Origin of the sequence: Agromyces sp. NBRC 114283 (assembly GCF_030268405.1) — a bacterium.
Lineage (GTDB): Bacteria > Actinomycetota > Actinomycetes > Actinomycetales > Microbacteriaceae > Agromyces > Agromyces mediolanus.
The window spans coordinates 1,747,720-1,765,365 of sequence record NZ_BSQP01000001.1; the positions used below are offsets into that span (position 1 = coordinate 1,747,720).

The 17,646-nt window shown below is 72.1% G+C and carries 17 protein-coding genes; 9 read left to right on the forward strand and 8 right to left on the reverse strand.

The genetic code is table 11. From position 1 onward, the window contains the following. Positions 1-26 precede the first annotated feature (26 nt). Together QSJ60_RS08460 and QSJ60_RS08465 are read left to right on the forward strand one after the other, a co-directional pair. The gene (locus QSJ60_RS08460) at positions 27-365 is read left to right on the forward strand and encodes a PadR family transcriptional regulator (RefSeq protein WP_230766301.1); all 339 of its coding nucleotides are present in this window, start codon (positions 27-29) and stop codon (positions 363-365) included. Continuing rightward, positions 362-1,474: a hypothetical protein gene (locus tag QSJ60_RS08465; RefSeq protein WP_285463293.1), complete on the forward strand. Its 1,113-nt coding sequence runs from the start codon at positions 362-364 to the stop codon at positions 1,472-1,474. Before QSJ60_RS08460 ends, QSJ60_RS08465 begins: the two co-directional genes overlap by 4 nt. A gap of 64 nt (positions 1,475-1,538) precedes the next feature. On the opposite strand, the gene QSJ60_RS08470 is transcribed toward QSJ60_RS08465, so the two are convergent. The 5 genes from QSJ60_RS08470 to xseA form a co-directional block, all read right to left on the reverse strand. Then, positions 1,539-2,954 carry a class II fumarate hydratase gene (locus QSJ60_RS08470; protein WP_285463294.1) on the reverse strand — a complete coding sequence of 472 codons (1,416 nt, stop codon included), beginning with the start codon at positions 2,952-2,954 and terminating at the stop codon, positions 1,539-1,541. A gap of 70 nt (positions 2,955-3,024) precedes the next feature. Beyond that, on the reverse strand, positions 3,025-3,672 hold the full coding sequence (locus QSJ60_RS08475; protein WP_285463295.1) for a carbonic anhydrase: 648 nt from the start codon (positions 3,670-3,672) through the stop codon (positions 3,025-3,027). Positions 3,673-3,710: 38 nt separating this feature from the next. Then, entirely contained in the window at positions 3,711-4,367 is a 657-nt protein-coding gene (locus QSJ60_RS08480; RefSeq protein ID WP_189084508.1) for a DUF4245 domain-containing protein, read from the reverse strand. Next, positions 4,367-4,636, reverse strand: coding sequence for an exodeoxyribonuclease VII small subunit (locus QSJ60_RS08485; RefSeq protein ID WP_285463296.1), 270 nt, complete (start codon positions 4,634-4,636; stop codon positions 4,367-4,369). Before QSJ60_RS08485 ends, QSJ60_RS08480 begins: the two co-directional genes overlap by 1 nt. 1 nt (position 4,637) lies before the next feature. After that, positions 4,638-5,909 (reverse strand): exodeoxyribonuclease VII large subunit, encoded by a 1,272-nt coding sequence (xseA, locus tag QSJ60_RS08490; RefSeq protein WP_285463297.1) that lies wholly within the window; start codon positions 5,907-5,909, stop codon positions 4,638-4,640. An 86-nt stretch (positions 5,910-5,995) separates the two neighbouring features. On the opposite strand from xseA, the gene QSJ60_RS08495 reads away from it, so the two are divergent. The 4 genes from QSJ60_RS08495 to QSJ60_RS08510 all read left to right on the forward strand — a co-directional run bounded on the left by QSJ60_RS08495 (position 5,996) and on the right by QSJ60_RS08510 (position 11,504). Further along, on the forward strand, positions 5,996-7,036 hold the full coding sequence (locus QSJ60_RS08495) for a 4-hydroxy-3-methylbut-2-enyl diphosphate reductase (protein ID WP_189085112.1): 1,041 nt from the start codon (positions 5,996-5,998) through the stop codon (positions 7,034-7,036). Between the two features lie 93 nt (positions 7,037-7,129). After that, entirely contained in the window at positions 7,130-7,801 is a 672-nt protein-coding gene (locus tag QSJ60_RS08500) for a TetR/AcrR family transcriptional regulator (RefSeq protein WP_285463298.1), read from the forward strand. Further along, positions 7,792-9,525 (forward strand): ABC transporter ATP-binding protein, encoded by a 1,734-nt coding sequence (locus QSJ60_RS08505; RefSeq protein WP_285463299.1) that lies wholly within the window; start codon positions 7,792-7,794, stop codon positions 9,523-9,525. Before QSJ60_RS08500 ends, QSJ60_RS08505 begins: the two co-directional genes overlap by 10 nt. Beyond that, complete coding sequence (locus QSJ60_RS08510) at positions 9,522-11,504, forward strand: ABC transporter ATP-binding protein (RefSeq protein ID WP_285463300.1); 1,983 nt, start codon at positions 9,522-9,524, stop codon at positions 11,502-11,504. Before QSJ60_RS08505 ends, QSJ60_RS08510 begins: the two co-directional genes overlap by 4 nt. Before the next feature lie 81 nt (positions 11,505-11,585). Here QSJ60_RS08510 and QSJ60_RS08515 read toward each other — a convergent pair whose 3' ends face one another. Then, entirely contained in the window at positions 11,586-12,206 is a 621-nt protein-coding gene (locus tag QSJ60_RS08515; protein ID WP_285463301.1) for a DUF6264 family protein, read from the reverse strand. A gap of 7 nt (positions 12,207-12,213) precedes the next feature. Beyond that, positions 12,214-13,245, reverse strand: a complete 1,032-nt coding sequence (fbaA, locus tag QSJ60_RS08520) for a class II fructose-bisphosphate aldolase (RefSeq protein ID WP_189084515.1) — start codon at positions 13,243-13,245, stop codon at positions 12,214-12,216. A gap of 94 nt (positions 13,246-13,339) precedes the next feature. On the opposite strand from fbaA, the gene QSJ60_RS08525 reads away from it, so the two are divergent. From QSJ60_RS08525 to QSJ60_RS08535, 3 genes are all read left to right on the forward strand, one after another. Continuing rightward, positions 13,340-14,395, forward strand: coding sequence for a fructose-bisphosphatase class II (locus QSJ60_RS08525; protein ID WP_285463302.1), 1,056 nt, complete (start codon positions 13,340-13,342; stop codon positions 14,393-14,395). Between the two features lie 143 nt (positions 14,396-14,538). Beyond that, positions 14,539-15,528, forward strand: a complete 990-nt coding sequence (gene glpX / locus QSJ60_RS08530) for a class II fructose-bisphosphatase (RefSeq protein WP_189084517.1) — start codon at positions 14,539-14,541, stop codon at positions 15,526-15,528. A gap of 67 nt (positions 15,529-15,595) precedes the next feature. Further along, on the forward strand, positions 15,596-15,985 hold the full coding sequence (locus QSJ60_RS08535) for a VOC family protein (protein WP_285463303.1): 390 nt from the start codon (positions 15,596-15,598) through the stop codon (positions 15,983-15,985). A gap of 113 nt (positions 15,986-16,098) precedes the next feature. Here the strand turns inward: QSJ60_RS08535 and QSJ60_RS08540 are convergent, their stop codons facing one another. Continuing rightward, the gene (locus QSJ60_RS08540) at positions 16,099-17,583 is read right to left on the reverse strand and encodes a DNA recombination protein RmuC (RefSeq protein ID WP_285463304.1); all 1,485 of its coding nucleotides are present in this window, start codon (positions 17,581-17,583) and stop codon (positions 16,099-16,101) included. Positions 17,584-17,646 lie beyond the last annotated feature (63 nt).

Here is a 17,646-nt window from a genome sequence, read left to right on the forward strand (position 1 = left end):
TATCTCGATATAGCTAGGTTCGAGGCATGTCGTCTCCCCGCATCACCGACGCCACCGCCGACGTGCTCGAAGCGCTCGTCGATGCCGCCGATCCGATCTGGGGCCTCGCGCTCGTGAAGCGCTCCGGCCGGCCCGCGGGCACCGTCTACCCGCTGCTCGAACGGCTCGAGCGCGCCGGCTGGCTCGAGTCGGAGTGGGAGCTCGACGCCGACCGGCCCGGACCCAGACGGCGGCTCTACACCCTGACCGCGGCCGGGCGCGAGGCCGCCGGGCCCGCGATCGCCCACCGGATCGCCCGCCGGCGCGCCGTGTCCGCGCACTCGCGGTCGGGCCTCGGACCCGTCGCGGTCGGAGGCAACGCGTGAGCGCCGAGCGGTGGATCGGCGCTGCCGTCCTGCTGCTGCCCGGAGCGCTTCGTCCGCGGTTCCGCGAGGAGTGGCTCGGCTCGCTCCGTGACGCCCCGGAACTCGGCGTCTCCCGCGCCGCGATCGTGCGCGGTGCCTACGCGACGGCGCTCGGCGCCCCGCGCTCCCCGGCCGCGTTCGGTCTCACGCCGGGGGAGCTGGGCTTCCGCCGGCTACGCTGGGCCGCGGCCTGGTTCGCGACGGCGCTCGTGCTGCTGAACGGCGGATGGCTCATCCCGGGCGAGGCGCTGCCGGGCACGTTCGCCGGACTCGTGTCCATCGGCCTCGGCGGGCTCGCCGTCGTCGCGCTGGTGTTCGGCGCGATCGCGGCGAGCGTCGGGCTGCGGACTCTGCTGCCCGTGCGGCGGCCGCTCGTCGCCTGGCTGCTCGCGATCGGGATCGCGGTCGCCGGGGCATCCGTGCTCGCCCTCGTGCTGACGCTCTTCGCGCTCAGCTTCGCACTCATGCTCGGCCTCGTCGCCGGGCTCGGCGTCGCCGCGGTCGCGATCGCCTGGCCGATCGCGCGCGACCCGGCGCTGCGGCGCACGACGCCGGGGATCCCGGCGCGGCTCGGCACCCGGCTCTCGGCGCTCCTCGCCGCGCTGACGCTCACCACCGCCCTCGTCGTCGCCGTGCTGCACCTCCTCGTGTGGAACCCGATGGCGAAGGTTCCCGGCCTCGGGCTCGCCGAGATCTACGCCGAGCTCGCCGCTCGCGGCGAGCATCCGTCGCTCGGCATGGGCTTCGTCCTGGCCTGGGCGGCGATGTGGCTGCCGCTCGTGCTCCTGTTCCTCGCGGTGGCGGTGGTCGGCCCACGGGGACCGCTGCGGAACCTCGACGAACGCCGAGTGGCGCGCTCGGCGCTCACCGGGCTGGCGTTGCTCGGCTTCGGCGTGTTCGTCGCTGGCTTCAACCTCGGCATGTCGCTCGCCGACGCGTTCATGATCTCGGGCGGCGACGCCGCGCTGAGTGGTGCGCTGCTCACCGCCGGAGCGACGGTGGCGGGGATCGCCGCGTGCCTCCGGATCATCCCGCACACGACGGCTCCCGTCGAGGCGCCCGCCGCCTGAGACGGGCCAGGAACGACGGATGCCCCGTGCCGACGTGCGGCACGGGGCATCCGGGTGCTGAACGCTACTTCGCCTGCGGCGGACGCGTCATCGAGAGCAGGTCGAGGGCGGCGTCGAGCTGCGCCTCGCTCAGCTCCCCGCGCTCCACGTAGCCGAGGTCGATGACGGCCTCGCGCACCGTGATGCCCTTGGCCACCGAGTGCTTCGCGATCTTCGCCGCGGCCTCGTATCCGATGAGCTTGTTCAACGGGGTCACGATCGACGGCGACATGCCGGCGAGGGCGGTCGCGCGCTCGGTGTTCGCCTGCAGCCCGTCGACGGTCTTGTCGGCGAGCACGCGGACCGAGTTCGAGAGCAGCCGGATCGACTCGAGCAGCGCGGTGCCCATGACCGGGATCTGCACGTTCAGTTCGAACGAGCCCGAGGCGCCGCCCCAGGCGACGGTCGCGTCGTTGCCGATGACCCGCGCGCAGGCCATGAGCACGGCCTCGGGCACGACGGGGTTGACCTTGCCCGGCATGATCGAGGAGCCCGGCTGCAGGTCGGGGATGTGCAGCTCGCCGAGGCCGGTGTTCGGGCCGGAGCCCATCCAGCGCAGGTCGTTGCAGATCTTGGTGAGGCTCACCGCGATGGTGCGGAGCGCGCCCGAGGCGTCGACGAGGCCGTCGCGGTTCGCCTGCGCCTCGAAGTGGTCGGCGGCCTCCGTGATCGGCAGCTCGGTCTCCTGCTGGAGGAGCTCGATGACGAGCTGCGGGAAGCCGGCCGGCGTGTTGATGCCGGTGCCGACGGCGGTGCCGCCGAGCGGGACCTCCGCGACGCGGGGGAGCGCCGTGCGCACGCGCTCGATGCCGAGCCGGATCTGACGGGCGTAGCCGCCGAACTCCTGGCCGAGGGTGACCGGCGTGGCGTCCATCAGGTGCGTGCGGCCGGCCTTCACGACCCCGGCCCACTCGGCGGCCTTCGCCTCGAGCGACACGGCGAGGTGGTCGAGCGAGGGGATGAGCTCGTCGATGAGCGCGGCCGTGACGGCGATGTGCACCGAGGTCGGGAACACGTCGTTCGAGGACTGCGAGGCGTTGATGTGGTCGTTCGGGTGCACCGGGCGGCCGAGCTTCTCGGTCGCGAGCGTGGCGAGCACCTCGTTCATGTTCATGTTCGAGCTCGTGCCCGAGCCGGTCTGGTAGACGTCGACCGGGAAGTGCTCGACGAAGCCGTGACGGCCGGCGATGACCTCGTCGGCGGCGGCGACGATCGCCTCGGCGAGGTCCTGCTCGAGCACGCCGAGCTTCGCGTTGGCCTGGGCGGCCGACTTCTTGATGCGGGCGAGCGCGGCGATCTGCGCGGGCTCGAGGCCGCTGCCGGAGATCGGGAAGTTCTCGACGGCGCGCTGCGTCTGGGCGCGGTAGAGGGCCTTCGCGGGAACCCTCACCTCACCCATCGTGTCGTGCTCGATGCGGTAGTCGGCGGCGTTGTCCACCACGATGTGTTTCCCTTTCGATCGGCGATGCCGGACGCTCCGGCGGGGCCCGGCTGGCGGCTGGCGTCGGCGGTCAGACCGCGCCGACGACGATGTCGGTCTCGACCCGGCCCTCGAGGAGCCGGTAGTTCGCGCCGACGATAGCCAGCGTACCCGCTGCGATCGCGTCGCTGATCATCTCGGAGGACTCGACGAGCCCGGTCACCGTGTTGCGCAGGTGCTCGCGACCGACGTAGCCGGCGTCGATCCGCGCGGGCTCGACCGGGGCGTCGCTCGGCACCCCGGCGACCTTGCGCACGGCCGGCACGATCTTCTCGACGAGGCCGCCGATGAAGGAGGGCAGCGGCGCCGCGTCGGCGGTCTGGGAGTCGATGGCGGCGCGCACCGCGCCGCATTCGTCGTGGGCGAGCACGAGCACGAGCGGCACGTTCAGCACGCCCACCGCGTACTCGAGCGAGCCGAGGGCCGAGTCGGAGACGACCTGGCCGGCGTTCCGCACGACGAAGGCGTCGCCGAGGCCGACGTCGAAGATGATCTCCGCCGCGAGGCGCGAGTCGCTGCAGCCGAAGATCGCGACGAGCGGACGCTGGGCGTGCGCGAGCGAGGCGCGGCGCTCGACGTCCTGACGCGGATGCATCGGGGCGCCGGACACGAAGCGGGCGTTGCCGTCGCGGAGCTCCCGCCAGGTGTCGGCGGGAGTCTTCGGGGTGGAGCTCTTCACGGAGGGATCCTCTCGTTCGGCGGCGGTCGCCGGCTCGGTCACTCGGAACCGGCCGAGCCGTGGGCCGTGATGGTCGGCGCGAGCGCCGTGGCCAGCTCGGCGAACTCCTCGGGCGAGGCGGTGCCGATCAGGATGATGGTCTGCTCGCCGGCCTCGGCGACGAGCCCGTAGCGGGCGTTGCCGACGTCGGCGTCGCTCGTGCGGTTGTCGTACACGGTCCAGTCGACGCCGGCGATCTCGGTCGTGCCGACGGGGAGCGTGCGGGCGAGCTGCGTCGACACCCAGCTCGGGTTCGCGCCGACCGCCTGCGACATGCCGATGTACTCGTCGCCGGGCGTGAGGTAGCCGACGTACCAGGCGGTGACCTGGTCGGCCTTGCTGGTGCGGATCTCGGCGGCGTTCGCGCGCCAGCCCTCGGGCAGCACGGGCACGGCGAGGTCGTTCGAGAACGCGGGCTGCACCTGCTCGGCGACCGCGGGCACGTCGACGTCGCGCTCGATCGCGGTGTTGCTGCGCGGCACGATGAGCACGATGAAGAGCATCAGCCCGAGGCTCGCGACGAGCGCGAGCACGAGGTTGCGCAGCGTCTGGCGCTGGCGGTGCTTGCGGGAGTTCTCGGCCTTGCGGGCCGCGGTCTCCTCCGGCGTCTCCGGGCGGCCGAGCTCGGCGACGACCCGCGGGGCGCGCTCGGCCATCAGGCCTCGCCCTCCGCGTCGGAGGTCGGGGTGCCCGGGGCGGGTGCCGCGGCGGCGACCCCGGCGCGGGCGGCGTCGAGCCGGGCCTTCGCGCCGATCAGCCACTCCTCGCAGCGCGCCGCCAGCGCCTCGCCGCGCTCCCACAGCGCGAGCGACTGCTCGAGCGTCGCGGAACCCTGCTCGAGTTCGGCGACGACGCGCACGAGCTCGTCGCGCGCCTGCTCGTAGCTGAGCTCGGCGAGGTCGGGGGAGGAGGGCATACCGGCCATTCTATTCGCCGCCACTGTCGGCGCCCGACGCGGCCGACCCGTCGCCGCGGCCGGCGGCATCCGGCGCGGCGCCCGCCGAGACCGCGGCGATCGTGCCCTCGGCGAGCGTGAGGGTGAGCGCCGCGCCCTGTGGTGCGGCGGCGGGCGCGCGCACGACGTGCCCGTCGTCGCCCTGCACGATCGCGTAGCCGCGGTCGAGCGTCGCCTGCGGGGAGAGGGCGCGGAGGTGCCCGCGCAGCTCGCCGAGGCGGTGCTCCTGCCGCTCGACGAGCCGGTCGACGAGCTCGGTGCCGCGGGCGACCCAGCGGGTGAGCTCCTCGGCGCGGCGGTCGACGATCCAGCCGCCGTCCGCGAGCGAAGGCCGGGAGCGCAGGTGCCCGATGCGGTCGATCTCGTGGGCGAGGAACCCCTGCAGGCGCATCGTCAGGCGGGAACGCGCCTGCCCCACCCGGGCGAGCTCCTCGGCGACGTCGGGCACGACGCGCTTCGCGGCATCCGTCGGCGTCGAGGCGCGCAGGTCGGCGACCTCGTCGAGGAGCGGCCGGTCGGCCTCGTGGCCGATCGCGCTCACGATCGGGGTCGTGGCCGCCGCGGCGGCGCGGACGACGCGCTCGTCGCTGAACGGCAGCAGGTTCTGGAAGTCGCCGCCGCCGCGGGCGACGATGATGACCTCGACCTCGGGGTCGGCGTCGAGGCGCTCGATCGCACGGGTCACCTCGCCCACGGCGCGATCGCCCTGCACGGCGGCGTGCACCACGCGGAAGTCGACCGCGGGCCAGCGCAGCCGGGCGTTGCGCAGCACGTCCTTCTCGGCGTCGGAGTCCTTGCCGGTCACGAGCCCGACGACGCCGGGCAGGAACGGCAGCCGGCGCTTGCGCTCGAGCGCGAACAGCCCCTCGGCGGCGAGCTGGGCGCGCAGGCGTTCGAGGCGCTCGAGCAGGTCGCCGAGGCCCACGTGCTTCAGCTCGAAGACCTGGAAGGTGAGGCTGCCGCCCTTCACCCACCAGTTCGGCTTCACGAGCGCGACGACCCGGTCGCCCTGCTTGAAGTCCTCCGAGAGCCGCGCCCGCACGCTCGACCACAGCGTGAACGACACCGTGGCGGCCTGGTCGATGTCTTTGAGCTTGCCGTAGACGTTGCCCGCGGAGACGCCCCACTGGGTGATCTCGCCTTCGACCCAGACGGTGCCGAGCCGGTCGATCCACTCCTTGACCTTCGTCGAGAGTAGGGCGACGGGCCAGGGCTCGTCGCGCGTCGCCGGCGCCTGCGTCACTCTGCCTCCCGGGAGCTCGTCAGCCTGGGCCACGTAGGATGGACATCGTGACGAGCTCGATTGATGCCCCGCGGGTCGGCCTCGGCATGCCGAGGATTCCGAGCGTGCGAGGCCGGCTCAAGGATATCCCCGCCGGCCGACCCAAGCGCGTGCTGCTCGCCGCGCCCCGCGGCTACTGCGCCGGCGTCGACCGCGCCGTGATCGCCGTCGAGAAGGCGCTCGAGCACTACGGCGCCCCGGTGTACGTGCGCAAGCAGATCGTGCACAACATCCACGTCGTGACCGAGCTCGAGAAGCAGGGCGCGATCTTCGTCGACGAGGTCGACGAGGTGCCGGAGGGCGCGCACATCGTGTTCAGCGCGCACGGCGTCTCGCCCGCGGTGGTCAACGCCGCGGCCGACCGCGGCCTGCACGCGATCGACGCGACGTGCCCGCTCGTGACGAAGGTGCACCGTGAGGCCGTGCGCTTCGCCCGCGACGACTTCGAGATCCTGCTCATCGGCCACGAGGGCCACGAGGAGGTCGAGGGCACGGCCGGCGAGGCGCCCGACCACGTCACGCTCGTGAACAGCCCCGACGACGTGCCCGACATCGAGGTGCGCGACCCCGACAAGGTCGTCTGGCTCTCGCAGACGACGCTCTCGGTCGACGAGACGATGGAGACCGTGCGCCGGCTGCGCGAGCGCTTCCCGAACCTGCAGGACCCGCCGTCCGACGACATCTGCTACGCCACGCAGAACCGCCAGGTCGCGATCAAGAAGGTCGCCGCCGAGGCGGAGCTCGTGATCGTGGTGGGCTCGGCCAACTCGTCCAACAGCGTGCGCCTCGTCGAGGTCGCGCTCGAGAACGGCGCCAAGGCCGCCTACCGGGTCGACTACTCGAGCGAGATCCGTCAGGAGTGGCTCGACGGGGTCGCCACGGTCGGCGTCACGAGCGGCGCCTCGGTGCCGGAGGGGCTCGTCAAGGAGGTGCTCCTCGAGCTCGCCGACGCGGGCTACGGCGAGGTCGCCGAGGTGAAGACGGCCGAGGAAGACCTGATGTTCTCGCTGCCGAAGGAACTCCGCAAGGATCTCGCGGGCAACCGCGACGCACGCGCCCTCGGCGGACGCACGCGCGCGAACGGCTGAGCGCCCACGCCCCGCCGGGCGGACCCCCTGATCGGCATTCGCCTCGGGCGAACACGATTGGAGTGAGCGCTCACTCAGCGTAGGCTCCCGCTCGTGATCACTACGAGCGAGACCCGCAGAGGGCGGGCGAAGCCGATGTCCGTCGACGAGCGCCGCGAGGCGATCGCCCGGGCGACCCTGCCGCTGCTCATGGCGCACGGGCGGGACGTCACCACCCGGCAGATCGCCGAGGCGGCGGGGGTCGCCGAGGGCACGCTCTTCCGCGTCTACGAGAACAAGGACGCGATCGTGGATGCCGCGGTCGCGGCCTACCTCGAGCCGGGCCCCTTCCGCGCGGAGCTCCGACGCATCGATCCCGGGCTGCCCTTGGAGCTCAAGGTGCGGATGATCATCGACCGCTTCCACGACCGCTTCGCCGGGATCTTCGGCGTCTTCGCCGCGCTCGGCACCCACCCGCGGCCCCCGGTCGACGTGAACGTCGACGCGATCGTGGCGATCTTCGCGGAGCTGCTCGAGCCCGAGCTCGAGCGCCTCCGGGTGCCGCCGGCCACCGTCTTCGCCTTCGTGCGAGTCGTCGCGTTCGCCTCGGCCCTGCCGCACTTCAGCTCCACGATCTCGCTCGACTCCGCCGAGCTCGCGAGCCTCGTCTGCCGGGGCATCGCGCACGATCCGCCGGCCGCGGCGGCCGAGTCGCCCGCGGCGGCCGAGCCATCCGCCATCCCCACCGACCTTCCCACCACCGAGAGGAGCGAGCCGTGCTCGTAACCCTGCTTCGGCGATATCTGCGGCCGTACTGGCCGCTCCTCGTCGCCGTCGTCGTCTTCCAGCTCGCGCAGTCGATCGCCTCGCTCTACCTGCCGAGCCTCAACGCCGACATCATCGACGACGGCGTCGCGACCGGCGACACCGGCACCATCTTCCGCCTCGGCGGGATCATGCTCGCGATCACCCTCGTGCAGGTCGCCTGCGCGATCGCCGCCGTCTATTTCGGCGCCCGGGCCGCGATGGCCCTCGGCCGCGACCTCCGCCGCGCCGTGTTCCGTCGCGTCTCCGACTTCTCCGAGCAGGAGGTGTCCCGCTTCGGCGCGCCGAGCCTCATCACCCGCTCGACGAACGACGTGCAGCAGGTGCAGATGCTCGTGCTGATGAGCTGCACGATCCTCGTGTCCGCGCCGATCCTCGCGATCGGCGGCGTCATCATGGCGCTCCGCGAGGACCTGCAGCTCTCCTGGATCATGGTCGTCGCCGTGCCCGTGCTGCTCGTCTCGGTGGGGCTCATCATCAGCCGCATGGTGCCGCTGTTCCAGTCGATGCAGCGCAAGATCGACAACGTCAACCGGGTGCTGCGCGAGCAGCTCACCGGCATCCGCGTCATCCGCGCCTTCGTCCGCGAAGGCGTCGAGAGCGAGCGCTTCGACGAGGCCAACGACCAGCTCACCGACACCGCGCTCAAGGCGGGCCGGCTGTTCGCGCTCGTGTTTCCGATCGTCATGCTCGTGCTGAACCTCTCGAGCATCGCCGTGCTCTGGTTCGGCGCGTTCCGGGTCGAGGACGGCTCCATGCAGATCGGCTCGCTCACCGCGTTCCTCAGCTACCTCATCCAGATCCTCATGGCCGTGATGATGGCGACGATGATCGCGTTCCTGCTGCCGCGTGCGGCGGTGTCGGCGGGACGCATCGGCGAGGTGCTCGAGACCGAGCCGAGCGTCGTCGAGCCGACCGCCCCGGTCAGCGAGCTCAGCGAGCCAGGCACCGTCGAGTTCCGCGACGTCACCTTCGCGTACCCCGGCGCCGACGAACCCGTGCTGCGCGAGGTGAGCTTCACCGCCCGTCCCGGCGAGGTGACCGCGATCATCGGCAGCACCGGCGCGGGTAAGACGACGATCGTGAACCTCGCCGCGCGGCTCTTCGACGCGACCTCCGGCAGCGTGCGCGTCGGCGGCGTCGACGTGCGCGAGCTCGACCCCGAGGTGCTGAACGCGCAGTTCGGCCTCGTGCCGCAGAAGCCGTACCTCTTCGCCGGCACCGTCGCCTCGACGCTGCGCTACGGCAACCCGGACGCGAGCGACGAGGAGCTCTGGGCCGCGCTCGAGACCGCGCAGGCCCGCGACTTCGTCGAGGCGATGCCGGAGCAGCTCGAGGCGCCGATCGCGCAGGGCGGCACGAACGTGTCCGGCGGGCAGCGGCAGCGGCTCTCCATCGCCCGCGCGCTCGTCAAACGGCCGTCGGTGTTCCTCTTCGACGACTCGTTCTCCGCGCTCGACACCGCGACCGACGCGCGCCTGCGGGCCGCGCTCGAACGCACCGTCGGCGACGCCACGATGATCGTCGTCGCCCAGCGCGTCGCCACGATCACGGGCGCCGACCAGATCCTCGTCATCGAGGACGGCCGCATCGTCGACCGGGGCACCCACACCGAACTGCTCGAACGCTCGCAGCCGTACCGCGAGATCGTCGAGAGCCAGCTGAGCGTCGAGGAGGCGGCATGAGCGAGACGAGGACCCCGCGTCCCCCGGTGCGCCGGGGCCCCATGGGCGGCGGGCCGATGGGCGGCATGGGCATGCCCGCCGAGAAGTCGATGAACTTCGGCCCTTCGGCGAAGCGCCTCGTCGGGCGGCTCGCACCCGAGCGCGGCCCCGTCGTGTTCGTCATCCTGCTGGGCGTCGTGAGCGTCGTGTTCTCGGTGCTCGGCCCGAAGATCCTCGGCCAGGCCACGAACCTCATCTTCGAGGGCTTCTTCTCGGCGCAGCTGCCGGCGGGCGCCACCAAGGAGCAGGTCGTCGAGGGGCTGCGCGCGCAGGGCCAGGACCAGCAGGCCGACCTGCTGTCCTCGCTGAACCTCACGCCGGGGCAGGGCATCGACTTCGGCGCGGTCGCGACCGTGCTGCTCTGGGTGCTCGCGCTGTACGTGCTGTCCTCGCTGTTCGGCTGGGCGCAGGCGTACGTGCTGAACGGCGTCACGCAGCGCACCGTGTACCGGCTGCGCCGCGAGGTCGAGGAGAAGATCCACCGGCTGCCGCTGTCGTACTTCGACAAGATGCAGCGCGGTGAGCTGCTCTCCCGCGTCACGAACGACATCGACAACATCTCGCAGACGCTGCAGCAGACGATGAGCCAGTTGCTCACCTCGCTGCTCACCGTCATCGGCGTGCTCGTGATGATGTTCGTCATCTCGCCGTGGCTCGCGCTCATCGCGCTCGTCACGATCCCGGCGACGCTGCTCATCACGACCGTCATCGCCAAGCGCTCGCAGAAGCAGTTTGTGGCGCAGTGGACCCACACGGGCGTGCTGAACGCGCGCATCGAGGAGGCCTACTCGGGCCACTCGCTCGTGCGCGTCTTCGGCCGCAGGAAAGAGGTCGAGCAGTCCTTCGACGAGAAGAACGAGGAGCTGTACCAGGCCAGCTTCGGCGCCCAGTTCGTGAGCGGCATCATCATGCCCGCCATGATGTTCGTCGGGAACCTGGTCTACGTCGTCATCGCGGTCGTCGGCGGCCTCATGGTCTCGGGCGGCTCGATCTCGCTCGGCGACGTGCAGGCGTTCATCCAGTACTCCCGGCAGTTCACCCAGCCGCTCAGCCAGCTGGGCGCGATGGCGAACCTGCTGCAGTCCGGTGTCGCGAGCGCCGAGCGCGTGTTCGAGCTGCTGGACGCCGAGGAGCAGGTGCCCGACCCGGTCGAGCCGGAGGCACCCGCCGAGGAGTCCGGCCGACTCGTCTTCGAGGACGTCTCGTTCTCCTACGACCCCGAGAAGCCCCTCATCGAGGACCTCTCGCTCGTCGCGGAGCCGGGCCAGTCGATCGCGATCGTCGGTCCGACCGGGGCCGGCAAGACGACGCTCGTGAACCTGATCATGCGCTTCTACGAGCTCGACGGCGGGCGGATCACCCTCGACGGCGTGGACGTCACGAAGATGACCCGCGACGAGCTGCGCGGCCGCATGGGCATGGTGCTGCAGGACACCTGGCTGTTCGCCGGCACCATCCGCGATAACATCGCCTACGGCCGGCCGGATGCCACGGAGGAGGAGATCCTGGACGCCGCCCGGGCGACGTACGTCGATCGCTTCGTGCGCTCGCTGCCCGACGGCTACGACACCGTGCTCGACGACGAGGCGTCGAACCTCTCGGCGGGCGAGCGGCAGCTCGTGACGATCGCACGGGCGTTCCTCGCGCAGCCCTCGGTGCTCATCCTCGACGAGGCGACGAGCTCGGTCGACACCCGCACCGAGCTGCTGCTGCAGCACGCGATGAACGCGCTGCGCGCGGACCGCACGAGCTTCGTCATCGCGCACCGGCTGTCGACGATCCGCGACGCCGACCTCATCCTCGTGATGGAGGCGGGGCACATCGTCGAGCAGGGCACGCACAGCGAGCTGCTCGCGGCGGGCGGCGCGTACGCCCGCCTCTACGAGGCGCAGTTCGCCGCCCCCATCGAGGACGACGCGGAGGATGCGGTCGCCTCCTGACGGAGGCCGTCGCCGGTGAGACGAGCGCGGCGTCCGGATGCCTCATCCGGACGCCGCGCTCAGCCGGTGCTCTGCGCGGGGCTACGGCGTCGGGCTCGGTGTCGGCGTGCTGATGCCGGTGACGAAGTCGACGTACGTGGGGTCGTTCAGCATGACGATCGACAGCAGCACGAGCGTCACGGCGAAGGAGGCCGCCCCGCCCGCGAGCGGGACCCAGAAGGCCAGCCGCCCCGCACGCAGGCGCAGGATCGAGAGGCCGAGCACGACGGCGTAGAGGGCGAGCTGGATGATCGTGCCGACGAGCACGAGCGTGGGCAGCCACTCGGGCGGCGTGAACGTGCCGACGCCCATCAGGTCGTAGCTGAGCTGCATCTGCCGGGGGATCTCCTGCAGCGATGCCGCGGAGTTCCAGGCGCCGAACGCGCCGAACGCGAGCAGGCCGATCGTGAGGATGCGGTCCCAGCCGGGCGCGCGACGGGCCGGCTTCGCCGAGGCATCCGACGGCGTCTGCTGTGGGGCCGGGATGGGCTCGGGGCGCACCGGCTGGGCCGGAGCGCTCGCCTCGGCCGACTCCGGCGGCTGCCAGCTCCAGCCGGGCGGCGCGTACTCGCCGTAGCGAGGACGAGGCCGCTCGTCCGCGGACGGGGGAGCGGGGGTGCCCGGCTCCGGCGTCTCGGGACGGGCGGCCTCGTCGTTCGTCATCTCGGCCTTAGGCGCTGATCGACTGGCCGGCGGAGCCGAGCTGGCGGGTCGACTCGCCGACGCGGACGGCCATCGCCGACTCGGCGACCTTGCCCCAGGCGCGCGGGTCGTACTGCTTCTTGTTGCCGACGCCGCCGTCGACCTTCAGCACGCCGTCGTAGTTCTGGAACATGTAGCCCGCGATGGAGCGGGTGAACGCGTACTGGGTGTCGGTGTCGATGTTCATCTTCACGACGCCGTTTGCGACCGCCTCGGCGATCTCGGCGTCGGTCGAGCCGGAGCCGCCGTGGAAGACGAGGTCGAGCGGCTTCGGCCCGGTGCCGTACTTGGCGGCGAGGCCGTCCTGGATCTCCTTCAGGAGCGCGGGACGCAGCTTCACGTTGCCGGGCGCGTAGACGCCGTGCACGTTGCCGAAGGTCAGGGCGGCCATGTAGCGGCCCTGCTCGCCGAGGCCGAGCGCCTCGACCGTCGAGATCGCGTCCTCGAGCGTCGTGTAGAGCGCCTCGTTGGAGCCCTCGTGCTTCACGCCGTCCTCCTCGCCGCCGACGACGCCGATCTCGACCTCGAGGATCGCGTTGATCGCCTTCATACGGGGCAGGATCTCCTTGGCGATCTCGAGATTCTCGTCGAGCGGCACGGCCGAGCCGTCCCACATGTGCGACTGGAAGATCGGGTTGCCGCCGGCCTTCACGGCCTCCTCGGAGGCCTCGAGCAGCGGGAACACGAAGTCGGCGAGGGCCGGCTTCGGGCAGTGGTCGGTGTGCAGCGCGACGGTGATCGGGTAGGACTTGGCGACCTCGTGCGCGAAGCGCGCGAAGGCGAGGGCGCCGGTGGCGCGGGCCTTCACGGTGTGCCCGGCGAAGTAGTCGGCACCGCCCGTGGTGACCTGGATGATGCCATCGGAGCCCGCCTCGGTGAGGCCCTGCAGCACCGCGTTCAGCGTCTGCGAGCTCGAGACATTGAAGGCCGGGAAGGCGAAGCCCTTGGCCTTGGCGGTGTCGAGCATCTCGGCGTACTGCTCGGGAGTTGCGATGGGCATGGAGGCTCCTTCGTGACGACAGCGGGATCGGCACGAGTCTACCGAGTTCGCGCGCCGCGCCCAGGGGTGCACCGGGGTCGGCCAGGATGATGGCGTGATCGTTTCGCTCGATGTCGCTGATCTGACGGACCCGCTGCGCTCGGCGGTCGCCGCCGCGGCGGCCGGCTGCCTGCCGCTCGTCGGCGGGGGCGATGGCGACGCGCTCGACGGGGCGGCGGTCTCGGCCATGCGAGGGGCGCTCGCCGGGGCGCCGGTCGAGGGACGCGTCGTCGTCGGCGAGGGCGAGAAGGACGGGGCCCCGATGCTGAGCCCGGGCGAGCGCTTCGGCCGGGGCGGCGTCGCCGTCGACCTCGCGGTCGATCCCGTGGACGGCACCCGGCTCGCGGCGGCCGGCCGGCCGGGCGCGATGGCCGTGGCCGCGGCGACGGCCCGGGACGGCTTCTTCGACATCGGGCCGGCGCACTACCTCGACAAGCTCGTCACCTGGGTGCCGGGCCTCGGAGCGGTGGATGCCCCGGACGGCGCGCTCCTCGCGGCGGTGCCCGCGCTCGTGGCGCGGGCGGCCGAACTGCGCGGCGTCCGCGCCGCCGAGGTGCGCATCGCCGTGCAGGAGCGCCCGCGCAACCGCGCCCACGCCGAGGCGGTGCGGGCGAGCGGGGCCGAGCTCGTCGCCTTCGAGCACGGGGAGGTGGAGCGCAGCCTGCGTGCGCTGCACGGAGGAGCGCGCGACGCGGCGACGCGCGCCGGGGCATTCGGAGCGTCCTGGGCGTCCGAGGCATCCGACATCGGATCGTTCGGCGAGGGTCCCCTCGATGCCGTCCTCGGCATCGGCGGCGCGCCGGAGGGGACCATCGTGGCCGGGGCGGCCCGCGCACTCGGCGGATCGATGCTCGCCCGCTTCGCCCCGCAGTCCCGGCGCGAGGCCGAGCGGATCCGCAGCGCCCTCGGAGCGGACGTCGTCGATCCGCGGCGGGTGATTCCTCTCGACGTGCTCTGCGCTGGACCGGCCGAGGTCGTCGTCGCCGCCGTCACGCCGTGCGAGGTCGGCGTCGAGCTCCCGGGCGCCGAGGATCGTGCCGGCGGGCTGCGGGTGGCGTGGTGGTCGGCCGCCTCGGGACGGCACGGGCGGATGGACTTGCCGCGCGGTTAAGAACGGGCGAAATTGCACGGCCGTGCACGCCGAAACCGCGCCGGGTTTCGCGCCGGCTCGTTAGGCTCGTGGTGGCGGGAACACCGCCGATCGGCGCGCCGCGAGACGATCCGCGGCGCAGATGCGTCCTGGAGGACCCCCTCATGAGCAACGAAGCCAGCCTGTTCCACCACCCCGACCGCAACCTCGCGCTGGAGCTCGTGCGGGCGACCGAGGCGGCGGCGATCCGGGCGGTTCCGTGGATCGGCAAGGGCGACAAGAACGCGGCCGACGGCGCCGCGGTCGACGCCATGCGGGCCTTCCTCGCGACGGTCGACTTCGACGGCGTCATCGTCATCGGCGAGGGCGAGAAGGACGAAGCCCCGATGCTCTTCAACGGGGAACGCGTCGGCTCGGGCAACGGTCCGGCCTGCGACATCGCGGTCGATCCGATCGACGGCACCTCGCTCACCGCGGCGGGCCGTTCGCACGCGCTGTCGGTGCTGGCGGTCTCTGACCGGGGCACGATGCTCGACGCCTCCAGCGTCTTCTACATGGACAAGATCGTCACCGGCCCGGCGGGGCGCGGGGTCGTCGACATCCGCAAGCCGATCGGCGAGAACATCCGTGCGTACGCCGCCGCGATCGGCAAGGACGTCGCCGATGTGCGCGTCGCCGTGCTCGACCGCCCGCGCCACGAGCAGCTCATCGCCGACATCCGCGCCGCGGGCGCCGGCACCCGGCTCATCCTCGACGGCGACGTCGCGGGCGGCATCAATGCGGCCCGGCACGACTCGCGCATCGACATGTGCGTCGGCATCGGTGGCAGCCCCGAGGGCATCACGACCGCGTGCGCCGTGAAGGCGCTCGGCGGCTTCATGCAGGGCCGCCTCGCGCCGAAGGACGACGAGGAGCGCGCCCGCGGCGCCGCGGCGGGGCTCGATGTCGATGCGGTGCTCGAACTCGAGGACATGGTGCGCGGCGACAACACCTTCTTCGTCGCGACCGGGGTGACCGACGGCGCGCTCGTCGCGGGCGTGAAGCGCGAGGGCGACTACATCACGACGGAGTCGGTGGTGCTGCGCTCGAAGTCGGGCACGCTGCGCCGCGTGCAGGCGGAGCACCTCGCCTCGAAGTGGCTCGACGAGGACTGAGTCCAGCCCCTCGACGCGATCCTGCTCGCGTGCCATGCTGTGCCCTGGACCGATCGAGGAGGGTGCCATGATCGAGATTCGCGATGCGTTCCCCGGCTTCGCGGTGCGGGAGGTCGAGGCGGCGCTCGCGTTCTACCGCGACGTGCTGGGGCTCGAGGTGGTCGAGGCGATGGGCGGTTTCCGCTTCGCGCTGCCGTCGGGCCAGTCGGTGTTCGTCTACGGCAAGCCGGACCACAGTCCGGCGCCGTTCACGATCCTGAACTTCGAGGTCGACGACCTCGACGCCGCCGTCGACGCGCTGAACGCGGCGGGCGTGGTGACGAAGATCTACTCGGGCGGGCAGGACTACGGCACCGACGAGCGCGGGATCGCGCACGGCCGGGAGTCGGGAATGGGCCCGGACATCTGCTGGTTCCGCGACCCCTCCGACAACGTGCTCAGCGTGCTGCGCGGCTGAGCGCCGCTGCGCTGTCGGACGCCGCTGCGCTGTCGGACGCCGCTGCGCTTCTGGACGCCGCTGCGCGGCTGACTCCGGCTGCCGTCGGCTGAGCGCGGCGGGCGTCGCCCGACTCAGTCGTCGTCGCCGAGCCGAGCCCGGATGCCCGCATCGATGTCGGCGAAGACGTCGAGTTCGTCGTCCGCTGCGCCTGAGGGCTCCGCGGGCGACTCGAGCACCTCGGCCTCGGCGACATCTCCTGCGGCCTCGACGGCGTCACGCCCGGCGGGGATGGCCGTCGTGAACTCGTACGCGGTCAACTCGCGCGGGCTCTCTTCGATGCCTTCGAGGGTCGCGAGCACCTTCGTCTCGTCGAGCGCCTTGAGCTTGCGGGCGGTCGGCAGCACGCGCGACTCGAGCGAGCCGACGAAGGTGTTGTAGTCCTTCACGGTGCGTTCGATGGTGCGGCCGAGCTTCTCGATCTGCCCCGCGGTGGTGGCGAGACGGCCGTAGAGCTCACGGCTGAGGTCGAAGAGCGTCTTCGCCTCCTTCGTGAGCACGTCCTGCTGCCAGCTGAACGCGACGGTCTTCAGCACCGACCAGAGCGTGACGGGCGAGGCGAGGGCGACCCGCTTCGAGAAGGCGAACTCGAGCAGCGAGGGATCGGCCTCGAGCGCGCTCGAGATGAGGGACTCGCTCGGGATGAACGCGATGACCATCTCGGGGGAGGCGCCGAGCCCCTCCCAGTAGGTCTTGCCGCCGAGCGCCGTGATGTGGTCGCGCACAGCCTTCACATGGTTCTTCATCAGGCTCTCGCGCCGGCCGGCGTCGGCGCCGGTCGCGGTCGCCGGGATCTGGCTCGCCTCGAGGTAGGCGTTGAACGGCACCTTGGCGTCGACGGCGATGTGCTTGCCGCCCGGCAGGTGGATGACCATGTCGGGACGACCGGCGCCGGCGTCGGTGGTGACCGAGTGCTGCGTGTCGAAGTCGACGCGCTCGATGAGGCCCGCGGCCTCGACCACGCTGCGCAGCTGGGTCTCGCCCCAGACGCCACGGGTGCTGTTGGAGCGCAGGGCCGAGGCGAGCGACTCGGCCGTGGAGCGGAGCCGCTCCTCGTTCTCGGCGGCGATCTTCAGCTGCTGGCTGAGTTCGCCGTGCTGCTGATGCCGCTGCGTCTCGAGCGCGGTGACCTTGCTCTGCATCTCGGTGAGGGTCTGCTTGACGGGCGCGAGCGCCTGGAGCACCTTGCTGTCGGCGGCCTCGCGCTGCTCGCGCTCGCGCCGCTCGAGCTCGTGGCGCTCGACGATCTCGCGGTACTGCTGCCTGGCGCTCAGGATCTGCTCGCGCAGCCCCTCGGCGGTCGCCTCGATCGCGGAGAGCTCGGCGCGGAGCTCGGCCTGGGCGCGCTGCTCGTCGGCGAGCAGCCGCGAGCGCTCGGCCGCGTGCTCGGCCTGCAGGGCGGCCAGCTGCGCCTCGTGGCGGGCCGCGACGAGCGCCGGGTCTTCGGCCGGTGCGGCGTCGGGGATGCCGGCGGCCCGGCGCGACGCCAGCACCCAAGTGGCGAGCCCCCCGAGGGCGGCGCCGACGAGGAGGCCGATGATGAGCAGCAGGATCTCCATGCCGACAGTGTCGCAGCCGCCTCCGACATCGGCGCCGAGGCGCCCGGCGAGCCGGGACCGCGC

Coding starts and splice junctions, on each gene's coding strand:
- fbaA (WP_189084515.1), bottom strand. CDS start 13,245: ATGCCCATCGCAACTCCCGAGCAGTACGCCGAGATGCTCGACACCGCC.
- glpX (WP_189084517.1), top strand. CDS start 14,539: ATGAGCAACGAAGCCAGCCTGTTCCACCACCCCGACCGCAACCTCGCG.
- QSJ60_RS08540 (WP_285463304.1), bottom strand. CDS start 17,583: ATGGAGATCCTGCTGCTCATCATCGGCCTCCTCGTCGGCGCCGCCCTC.
- QSJ60_RS08510 (WP_285463300.1), top strand. CDS start 9,522: ATGAGCGAGACGAGGACCCCGCGTCCCCCGGTGCGCCGGGGCCCCATG.
- QSJ60_RS08480 (WP_189084508.1), bottom strand. CDS start 4,367: ATGGCCGAGCGCGCCCCGCGGGTCGTCGCCGAGCTCGGCCGCCCGGAG.
- QSJ60_RS08460 (WP_230766301.1), top strand. CDS start 27: ATGTCGTCTCCCCGCATCACCGACGCCACCGCCGACGTGCTCGAAGCG.
- QSJ60_RS08485 (WP_285463296.1), bottom strand. CDS start 4,636: ATGGCCGGTATGCCCTCCTCCCCCGACCTCGCCGAGCTCAGCTACGAG.
- QSJ60_RS08535 (WP_285463303.1), top strand. CDS start 15,596: ATGATCGAGATTCGCGATGCGTTCCCCGGCTTCGCGGTGCGGGAGGTC.
- QSJ60_RS08495 (WP_189085112.1), top strand. CDS start 5,996: ATGCCGAGGATTCCGAGCGTGCGAGGCCGGCTCAAGGATATCCCCGCC.
- QSJ60_RS08515 (WP_285463301.1), bottom strand. CDS start 12,206: ATGACGAACGACGAGGCCGCCCGTCCCGAGACGCCGGAGCCGGGCACC.